This is a genomic window from Sandarakinorhabdus oryzae, assembly GCF_009733735.1.
Lineage (GTDB): Bacteria > Pseudomonadota > Alphaproteobacteria > Sphingomonadales > Sphingomonadaceae > Sandarakinorhabdus > Sandarakinorhabdus oryzae.
This window is the reverse complement of record NZ_WNJP01000112.1, coordinates 1-9,217: the sequence shown is the minus strand read 5'-3', so window position 1 is coordinate 9,217 and position 9,217 is coordinate 1. Positions and strand designations below refer to the sequence as shown.

At 67.7% G+C, this 9,217-nt stretch carries 11 protein-coding genes; 4 read left to right on the top strand and 7 right to left on the bottom strand.

Annotation, left to right across the window (positions count from 1 at the left end; translation table 11 throughout):
* Positions 1-197: 197 nt before the first annotated feature.
* The 3 genes from GJ693_RS11075 to hisC all read right to left on the bottom strand — a co-directional run bounded on the left by GJ693_RS11075 (position 198) and on the right by hisC (position 3,318).
* Positions 198-1,166 (bottom strand): CsgG/HfaB family protein, encoded by a 969-nt coding sequence (locus tag GJ693_RS11075; protein WP_197042129.1) that lies wholly within the window; start codon positions 1,164-1,166, stop codon positions 198-200.
* Between the two features lie 134 nt (positions 1,167-1,300).
* Positions 1,301-2,212, bottom strand: coding sequence for a prephenate/arogenate dehydrogenase family protein (locus tag GJ693_RS11070; protein ID WP_156256364.1), 912 nt, complete (start codon positions 2,210-2,212; stop codon positions 1,301-1,303).
* Positions 2,212-3,318, bottom strand: a complete 1,107-nt coding sequence (gene hisC / locus GJ693_RS11065) for a histidinol-phosphate transaminase (protein WP_156256363.1) — start codon at positions 3,316-3,318, stop codon at positions 2,212-2,214. The genes GJ693_RS11070 and hisC overlap by 1 nt, the downstream gene beginning before the upstream one ends.
* Before the next feature lie 64 nt (positions 3,319-3,382).
* On the opposite strand from hisC, the gene metX reads away from it, so the two are divergent.
* The 3 genes from metX to GJ693_RS11050 are packed head-to-tail and all read left to right on the top strand — an operon-like array spanning position 3,383 to position 5,480.
* Positions 3,383-4,486 (top strand): homoserine O-acetyltransferase MetX, encoded by a 1,104-nt coding sequence (gene metX / locus GJ693_RS11060; protein WP_156256362.1) that lies wholly within the window; start codon positions 3,383-3,385, stop codon positions 4,484-4,486.
* Positions 4,483-5,076, top strand: coding sequence for a methionine biosynthesis protein MetW (gene metW / locus GJ693_RS11055; protein ID WP_156256361.1), 594 nt, complete (start codon positions 4,483-4,485; stop codon positions 5,074-5,076). The genes metX and metW overlap by 4 nt, the downstream gene beginning before the upstream one ends.
* A 14-nt stretch (positions 5,077-5,090) precedes the next feature.
* A complete protein-coding gene (locus GJ693_RS11050) occupies positions 5,091-5,480 on the top strand; it encodes a DUF1905 domain-containing protein (RefSeq protein ID WP_156256360.1) in 390 nt (129 codons plus the stop codon).
* Between the two features lie 168 nt (positions 5,481-5,648).
* Here GJ693_RS11050 and GJ693_RS11045 read toward each other — a convergent pair whose 3' ends face one another.
* Genes GJ693_RS11045 through GJ693_RS11035 form a run of 3 tightly spaced genes read right to left on the bottom strand, consistent with a single transcriptional unit; the run spans position 5,649 to position 7,760 of the window.
* A complete protein-coding gene (locus GJ693_RS11045) occupies positions 5,649-6,050 on the bottom strand; it encodes a PaaI family thioesterase (RefSeq protein WP_156256359.1) in 402 nt (133 codons plus the stop codon).
* Positions 6,051-6,060: 10 nt separating this feature from the next.
* Positions 6,061-6,582 carry a class I SAM-dependent methyltransferase gene (locus tag GJ693_RS11040; RefSeq protein ID WP_156256358.1) on the bottom strand — a complete coding sequence of 174 codons (522 nt, stop codon included), beginning with the start codon at positions 6,580-6,582 and terminating at the stop codon, positions 6,061-6,063.
* Positions 6,583-6,587: 5 nt separating this feature from the next.
* Positions 6,588-7,760: an acetyl-CoA C-acetyltransferase gene (locus tag GJ693_RS11035; protein WP_156256357.1), complete on the bottom strand. Its 1,173-nt coding sequence runs from the start codon at positions 7,758-7,760 to the stop codon at positions 6,588-6,590.
* A 137-nt stretch (positions 7,761-7,897) separates the two neighbouring features.
* Here GJ693_RS11035 and GJ693_RS11030 point away from each other — a divergent pair, with 137 nt between their 5' ends.
* Positions 7,898-8,380 (top strand): TlpA family protein disulfide reductase, encoded by a 483-nt coding sequence (locus GJ693_RS11030; RefSeq protein WP_235902832.1) that lies wholly within the window; start codon positions 7,898-7,900, stop codon positions 8,378-8,380.
* Here GJ693_RS11030 and GJ693_RS16925 read toward each other — a convergent pair.
* Positions 8,331-9,217 (bottom strand): alpha/beta fold hydrolase (locus GJ693_RS16925; RefSeq protein ID WP_197042128.1); only part of this gene is annotated, 887 nt, incomplete at its 5' end. The two genes, GJ693_RS11030 and GJ693_RS16925, sit on opposite strands and share 50 nt — an antisense overlap.

The following is a 9,217-nucleotide window of genomic DNA, read 5'->3' as shown; positions in this document are numbered from 1 at the left end:
CGGTTGCGCACGCCCGTGCGGCTGGCGCTGGAAACGGCGTTGCCGGCGGGCGGACCGGTGGCGCTGTCCGGGCTGCCCGCTGACCTCGCCACGCGGTCACGCCGCGGCCAGGTGCCGGCCTGCCCACGTTTGGGGTGAACGCAGCGAAACGGCCACCCGCCGTGTGGGCGGATGGCCGTTCGTGATGTCAGGCGTGATTACTTTGCAATGCCGATGGCGATTTCGCTCACCCAGCCCTTGGTGCCCAGCTCGTCAGTGACTTCCCAGAAGCCGCCCTGCTTGTTGCCCGTGGGATAGAGCATGGCGCCGCCGTCGAGCGGCTTGATCACCTTGGAATTGAGCGCCGGGCCGGCGAACATGCGGCCGGGGTTCTTCATAACCACCGCCTTCTGCGGCGCTTCCTGGCCCACCGCGGCCTGCATGCCGCCCAGATCGGAGACCAGCTTGCCGAAGGCATCGAGATAGGCGAGCGCGATGACCTGGCCGATTTCGGATTCGGCATAGCCCGACGCGCCGCCGGCGCCGAGGAAGCCGCCGGCAAAGATGCCCCCGCCGGCGCCAAAGCCGACATCGGTCTTGGTCGACCGGCCTTCGGTGACGAATTCTTCCGACGACTTGTTGTTGACGACGTTTAGCGTGACGTTGGCCGAGCGCTTCTTCACATCAAGCCCGCCGAGCAACGCGCCGGCGCCGCCGGGCACGAAGGCACCCAGGAGGCCGCCGATCCGGAAGCCGCCCTTGTTGCGGTTGGCGGTCACGATGTCGGGGATCATGGTATATTCGGCTTCGACCATCTGGCCCTTGCCGATGGCACCGCCGCCGCGCAACTCGCCGCCCGAGGCCAGGGCGCGTTCCTGCTGCATCGCCGCCATGCCGCGCTGCGAGCGGTTGACCAGCTTGAAGCAGCCGGATTTCTGCGCATAGACGCGCAGCAGCGCTTCCGGCGAGCCGAGGCCGAGATCGCCCCACCAGCGGGTTTCCGGTTCACCCACCGCCAGCGTGCCGATCGGCTTGGTGCAGGTCGGCAGTTCGGCCACCTTCTTGTCACGGGCCTTTTCAATGCCACCCTTGCGGCCGGCATCGATCTGGGCCGTCGCCGGCACAGAAGACAGGGCCACGGCGGCAGCGGTCATCGCGGCCACGGTCTGAATCAAACGCTTGGTCATTTCATCCCCCGAACAGGTTTCAGCGGTGCAGCGGCCGTTCCCGACCTGCCGCCCAGTTACGCGACCCCAATATCCTGGATGCAATATCGCACGGCGATTGCCGCTTATGCAAAGACGAAATCAGCCGGCCCGGCTCAATTCCCGTTGCCGCGACCGAAGTCGGCCTTCTCGGTGTCCTGGCCTTCGTCGATGATCGAGCGGCGGATGGCGCGGGTGCGGGTGAACAGGCTTTCCAGCGTGTCGCCGTCGCCCCAGCGGATGGCGCGCTGCAGGGCAACCAGGTCTTCGGTGAAGCGGCCCAGCAGTTCGAGCACGGCCTCACGGTTGTTGAGGAAGACGTCGCGCCACATGACGGGATCGGACGCGGCGATGCGGGTGAAATCGCGGAAACCGCCGGCGGAATATTTGATCACCTCCGATTTGGTCACCTCTTCCAGGTCGCTGGCGGTGCCGACGATCGAATAGGCGATGAGGTGGGGCAGGTGGCTGGTGACGGCAAGCACGCGATCATGGTGGGGCGCGTCCATCAGATCGACCTTGCTGCCCAGCCGGCGCCAGAATTCCGAGAGCCGCTCCACCATCGTCGCATCGGCGCGCGGCGGCGGGGTGATGATGCACCAGCGGCCCTTGAACAGATGGGCAAAGCCGGCATCCGGCCCGGATTTCTCGGTACCGGCCACGGGATGCGCGGGGATCACGTGCACGCCGGGCAGCGCCGCACCGAGTACGCGGGCGACGCTTTCCTTCACCGAACCGACGTCGGACACCACCGTGTCGGGCGCCAGTTCCGGCGCGATTTCGGCCGCCACGTCGGCCATGGCGCCCACCGGCACGGCGAGGATGACGAGATCGGCATCGACCACGGCCGCGCCGGCGCCATCGGCGACGTCATCGGCGATGCCCAGTTCGGCGACGCGTTCGCGCACGGCGGGGCTGGCATCGCTCACCGTCAGCTTCACCGTCGGCATGGCTTCGCGCACGGCGCGCGCCAGCGACGAGCCGATCAGGCCCATGCCGATGATGGCGACGCGCGCGAACGGCAGCATCAGGCGGCGCCTTCGACATAATCGCGCAGGGCCGCCGCGACCGTGCGGGTTTCCGGCTCGGTGCCGATCGAGATGCGCAGCGTGCGCGGCATGTTCTGCACGGCGAGATAGCGGCAGATGATGCCGTGATCGAGCAGCCAGGCGTTGGCACCCGCGGCCGTCACCGGGCCTTCTTCGGGAAATTCGACCAGGATGAAATTGGCCGCGGACGGGATGGCGCGCAGCCCGGCATTGCCCAGCGACGCGATCTCACCGGCAAGCCATTGGCGCAGGCGGATGGTCTCGCGCCGCACCATGGCGAGGTGGGCATCGTCGGCCAGCGAAGCGACCGCAGCGGCCTGGCCGGTGGTCGTCACATTGAACGGCCCACGCACCCGATCGAGCGCAGCGATGATCGGCAGCGACGCCACTGCCCAGCCGATGCGCTGCGCAGCGAGGCCGTGGATCTTGGAGAAGGTGCGGGTGACGACGAGGTTGGCCAGCGTCTGCGCCAGCGCAAGGCCGTCTTCATACTCGCCCTCGACGAACTCGGCATAGGCGCAGTCGAGCACCAGCACGACATTGGCCGGCACGCCCGCGATCAGGCGGCGGATCTCGGCGGCGGGCAGCAGCGTGCCGGTCGGGTTGTTGGGATTGGCGACATAGATGACGCGGGTGGCCGGCGTGATGGCGGCCAGTATGGCATCGATATCGCCGGTATAGTCCACGTCGGGCACCACCACCGGCGTCGCGCCGACGCGGCGGGTGGCGCCTTCATAGACGGCGAAACCGTGGCGGACGTGGATGATCTCGTCGCCCGGGCCGGCAAAGCTGGAGGCGATCATGTGCAGGATCTCATCGCTGCCGGTGCCGCAGATGATGTGGGCCGGGTTCACGCCATATTTGGCGCCCAGCGCCTCGCGCAGCGCGGTCGAGCCCGGATCGGGATAGCGATGGCCCTCGGCGATCACCGCCTGCATCGCTGCCACCGCCATGGGAGACGGTCCCCACGGATTCTCGTTGGAGGAGAGCTTCGCCACCACGGGAGCGCCCGCGCTCGATTTGCCCGGCACATAGGCGTGCATGGCTTCGATCCAGGGCTTCATCTGGGGTGCGGTGCTGGTCATGGGAGGGCCGTTAGCGAATATCGCTGGCACAGTCACCCCCGCACCATTATTGGGCGTTCCCCTGATGGATGAACGCTTTGGCCTTGATCGCCGCGTGACCCTGCCGGGAGACTTCCCGCTGGCGGGCGGCGGCGTGCTGCCGGAACTGACCATCGCCTATGAAACCTATGGCACACTCAACGCCGCTGGCAGCAACGCCATCCTGATCTGCCACGCGCTCACGCTCGATCAATATGTGGCCAGCGCCCACCCGCGCACCGGCAAGCCGGGCTGGTGGACACGGCTGGTGGGGCCGGGCCAGCCGGTCGATCCCGAACACTGGTTCGTGATCTGCGCCAACGTGCTGGGCGGCTGCATGGGCAGCACCGGCCCGACCAGTACCGATCCGCGCACTGGCCAGCCTTATGCGATGGATTTCCCGGTGATCACCATCGCCGACATGGTGGAGGCGCAGGCGCGGCTGCTTGATCACCTCGGCGTCGGCACGCTGGCCGCCGTCATCGGCGGCTCGATGGGTGGCATGCAGGCGCTGACCTGGGCGGTGAAGCACCCGGCGCGGGTGAAGAAGGTGGTGGCGATTGCCACCGCGGCCCGCCACAGCGCGCAGAACATCGCCTTTCACGAGGTTGGCCGTCAGGCGATCATGGCCGATCCGATGTGGGCCGGCGGTGCCTATGCCGCCGACAGGCCGCCGGCGGCGGGCCTCGCCGTGGCGCGCATGGCGGCGCACATCACCTATCTGTCGGAGGAAGGGCTGACCGAGAAGTTCGGCCGCCGCCTGCAGGACCGTGACGCCGTGAGCTTTGGCTTTGACGCGGATTTCCAGGTCGAATCCTATCTGCGCTATCAGGGCCTGAGTTTCGTCGAGCGCTTTGACGCCAACTCCTATCTCTACATCACCCGGGCGATGGATTATTTCGACCTGGCCGAACCGCATGGCGGCAGTCTGGCGCGGGCCTTTGCCGGGGTGCAGAGCCGCTTCTGCCTCGTTTCCTTCACCTCGGACTGGCTCTATCCCACCGCCGAAAGCCGCCGCATCGTGCGCGCGCTCAACGCCGCCGGCGCGCCGGTGAGCTTCGTCGAGCTGGAAAGCCCGTTCGGCCATGATGCCTTCCTGCTGGATGCGCCGGAAATGAACCGGGTGATCAGGGGCTTCCTCACCGCATGACTCCGGTTCCGCTGCGCCCTGATCTGGCAGCTGTCGCCGATGCCGTGCCGGAAGGCGCGCGCGTGCTCGATATCGGCTGCGGCGATGGACAGTTGCTGGCCTGGCTGCGTGACACCAAGGGCGTCGAAGGCCGCGGCATCGAGCTTGATCCCGACGATGTGGCCGCCGCCGTCGGACGCGGGCTGGCGGTGGTGCAGGGCGATGCCGACACCGATCTGGCGGATTATCCCGATGCCGCGTTCGACGTGGTGATCTTGTCGAATACCCTCCAGGCCATGCACCGGCCGGCCGCCGTGCTGGCGCAACTGGTGCGCATCGGGCGCAGCGCCGTCGTCTCCTTTCCCAATTTCGGCCATTGGCGGGTGCGGCTGAGCCTGTCGCTGGGCGGCCGCATGCCGGTCACCCGCAGCCTGCCGGTGAGCTGGCATGAAACGCCCAACATCCATTTCTGCACCATTGCGGATTTCGAGGCGCTGGCGGTCGAGATGGGCCTGACGGTGGAGCGCCGCGCTGGCCTGTCTTCGGGCCGGCAGGTGGCGCTGTGGCCCAATCTGCTCGCCGATACGGGGGTTTTCGTCCTGCGCCGTTAGGCTATCGTTGCGCCATGGACGACATGGCCGGTCTCGATCCCGAACTGATCCGCTTTCTGCGCGAGGAACTGGGGCACGAGCTTGTTTCTGCGCGCGAATGGCAGTTCACCGGGCCGCTGTGGATCTGGAAGGGCAAGGCGGCCGACGGCAAGCCCAACCCGATGTCGTGGCATTTCCTCACCATCACCGGCGATGTGGCCGATGGCATCCGCGCGGCGGCACCGGGGCGGACGGCGGCGTGGGGATCGGTCTATGTGAAGGTGAAGCTGGGCGCGACGTCGTGGGAGACGTCGGTGTTCCCGTCGAAGGACGTCGGCGGTTACCTGCTGCCGGTGAAGGCCGCGGTGCGCAAGAAGGAAGGCGTGGGCGAGGGCGACGTGGTGACGGTGGAATTGGCGCTCTGAGGGCGTCTACACGGCCCCGTCGTGGCAAAGCCACGCCGTCGAAGCTGTTCTGGCGGCTTTCGGCCGCCAGCCAGCGGGCCCCATCGAAGTAATACTTCGGTGGGAACCCGCAGCCCGGCCGGCTGGCCGCGAGTCGGTCAACAGTGCGCTGCACTGTTGACCGCGGCGTCACAGCGCCATCTGCGTCTGCGTCGTCACGCTCGCCAGCTTGCCAGTCTCGCTTTCCACCCGCGTTACCCACACGCTCGTCCGCCGGCCGACATGCAGCGGCGTCGCGGTCGCGACCAGCGTGCTGCCCACCGGAATCGCGCCCATCATGTTGGTCTTCGATTCGATCGTGGTCGTGCTCTGCGCGCCTTCGGGCAGCACCTGGAAGGCGCCGCAGGCGCCGGCGAAATCGGCCAGCGCCATCAGGAAGCCGCCGTGGGCGGTGCCGCCCGTGGTGCAATACTCGGGTTTGATCAGGGCGTGGACCACCACCCGTTCCGGCCCCATCTCCTTGATCTCGAAGCCGAGGTGGCCGGAAAACGGCACCATCTTCACCACGGCGGCCAATTGCGCGGCGTCCATATCGCACCCCTCAGTTAATGAGTCTGGGCACCATCGCCGGATCGGCCGCGCCGACCAACACCGGTTTTTGCCAGTCGGTCTTGGCGACCAGCACGACATGATGGCGCTCGGGCAGCGTCTCCACCCGCCAGTCCAGCACTTCGAACATGGCTTCATCGAGGCGCAGTTGCAGCGGTTCGCGCAGCCAGCCGATGTCCTTCAGGTGCCAGGGGCGGCGGGCGCGCACGATCAGCACGGCCAGCCCGGCCGGCGACAGCACCCGCCACAACTCGCGCAGCATCAACCGCGGCTGGATCAGCGGCGCAGAGAGCAAAGCCTTGTCGAACAGGGCTTCGTGGAAGGGCAGGTGATGCGGATCAGCGCGAACGGTGCCGGGGCGCAACTCCTCATCGCTGGTGGCGACACAGGCCAGCCGCTCCCAGCCCTCCAGCGCCAGCGGCACCTTTTCCGGCGGCCGGCCCAGAACCAGCAGCCGGCCATGACGGTTACCGGCAAACAGCCGCTCGATTGGGGTGGCTTCGCGGATCAGCATTGGCGTCAGCGTTCGACGGCGAGGGCGATGCCCATCCCTCCTCCGATGCACAGCGTTGCCAGACCCTTCTTCGCGTCGCGCCGGCCCATTTCGTGCAGCAGTGTTACCAGCACGCGGGCGCCGGACGCGCCGATCGGGTGGCCGATGGCGATGGCCCCACCGTTGACGTTCAGCCTGGCCGGGTCCAGCCCGAGTTCCTGGCCCACGGCCAGCGCCTGCGCGGCAAACGCTTCATTCGCTTCGATGAGGTCGAGATCGGCCACGCTCCAGCCGGCCTTTTCCAGCGCCTTGCGGCTGGCCGGCACCGGGCCGATGCCCATGATGGCGGGATCGACGCCAACGCTGGCAAAGCCGGCGATGCGGGCCAGCACCGGCGCCCCGCGGCGGGCGGCTTCGGCTTCGCTCATCAGCACCAGCACGGCAGCGCCGTCGTTGAGACCCGAGGCGTTGGCGGCGGTGACGCTGCCATCCTTCTTGAAGGCGCCCTTCAGGCCCGACACGCTGTCCAGCGTCACGCCATCGCGGATATATTCATCGGTATCGACCACGGTATCGCCCTTGCGGCCCTTGATGGTCACCGGCGCGATTTCCGCCTTGAAGCGGCCTTCGGCGCGGGCGGCGCTGGCCTTGTTCTGGCTGGCAACGGCAAATTCATCCTGGGCGCTGCGGCTGATCTGGTACATTTCGGCGACGTTCTCGGCCGTGATGCCCATGTGATAGCCGTTGAAGGCATCCCACAGGCCATCCTTGATCATCGTATCGACCAGTTCCATGTGGCCCATCTTCTGGCCCGCGCGCAGCGCCTGTGCATGCGGAGAAAGGCTCATCGATTCCTGCCCGCCCGCGACGACGATGCCGGCATCGCCATTGGCAATCGCCTGGGCGGCCATGGCGACGGCACGCAGGCCGGAACCGCACACCTGATTGACCCCATAGGCCGGGGCCTCCAGCGCGATGCCGGCGGCCAGCGCCGCCTGGCGGGCCGGGTTCTGGCCCTGCGCCGCGGTGAGCACCTGGCCCAGGATGACCTCGTTCACCTCGCCTGGCGCGACACCGGCATCACCCAGCGCCGCCTCGATCGCGGCCTTGCCGAGCAGGTGCGCCGGGGTGGCGGCAAAGCTGCCCATGAAGCTGCCGACGGCGGTGCGGCGGGCGGCGGTGATGACGGTGCTGCTCATGCTTCTGGTCCCTTGGCGCTGAGTCGTTTGCCGCAGACTAGGCGTGTTTGCCGCGCTGCACCATCGGGCTTGCGGCGGTAAGCGTCATTGCGTAGTCTCTGCAAATGCTCGCGCGCCTATTACTTGCCCTGTTCTTGATGCTTGCCAGTCCAGTGCTGGCAAAACCGCCCAAGGTCGGCCAACCGGCGCCGCCCTTCTCGGCAAAATTGCTGGATGGCACCAAGATCAGTTCGGCCGATCTGGCCGGCAAGGTGGTGATCATCAATTTCTGGGCAACCTGGTGTGCGCCGTGCCGGGAAGAAATGCCGTTGTTGGGCACGTGGATGAAGGTGAACGGCCCCAACGGCCTGATGATCATCGCCGTTACCCAGGAAATGGGGCTGCCGCTGGCCAAGCTGAAGAAGGTCACCGATCCGATTGGCCTGCCGATCTCCAACAGTTTTCGCGGCAATTATGCCGATCTTGGCGGGGTGCCGACCAACTATGTCATCGATCGCGGCGGCGTGCTGCGTTACGCCAAGGCCGGCGCCTTCACCATCGAGCAGCTCAACGCGCTGCTGCTGCCGCTGCTCAACACCCCGGCGCCGGCATCGGCAATGTCTCCGGCGACGGCGCCGTAAGCCAGTCCACCAGCTGTTGCCACAGCAACTGCGGGGCGCGGCGGCCGACGACCATGCCGACATGGCCGGCCTCCAGCCGCAGCGGTGTGCCGATGCCGAGCGTGGAGAGGGCGGCACCGGGCGGCACGATGCGATCGGCGCCGGCGATGATGTCGAGGATGGGGGCGGTGATGGCGGCCGGGTCGACGCCGGCCCAGTTGCCCGTCGCATACAGCGCGGCCAGGTCGCGTGCGGCGAGCAGGCTGATCGGCGCGCCGCCGTTGGCCCAATCCTCCAGGCGCACGAAATCCGCCAGTTCGTCGCCGCTGGCCTGGGCGAGGCGCACATATTTGGCCACCAGCCCGGCCGGATCGAGTGACCAGAAGGCCGGCTGCAGCAGGTCGATCGGCAATTGCCCCATGGCCTCGGCCAAGGGTGCCGCGCTGGCCCACCAACTGGCCAGCCCGGCGCGTTGGCTGTCACCATAGCCGGCGAAATGCCAGGGCGTGGCGATCAGGGCGAGGCGGGAGACAGGCGTTTGCGTGGCCAGCGCCAAGGCCAGCGTGCCGCCCAGGCAATAGCCGACGAGCGCCGGCGTCTGCCCAAGTTGTTCGACCAGCGGCTGCAGTCGCTCGCGCGCCAGCGCCATCAGGCCCAGTGGTTCCGGCGACTCGCCCCAATCGATGATCAGCGGGTTGAGGCCCTGGCCTTCCAGGTGCGCCATCAGGCTGCGGCCGGGCAGATCGAGCACGTCGGGCGGGTTGATCAGCGAGGGCACGATGACAACAGGGCGCGGGCCGGGCGTGCCGCGCAAGGCGACCTGGCCGATGCGGGCGACGGCCGGCCGCCTTGGCGGCG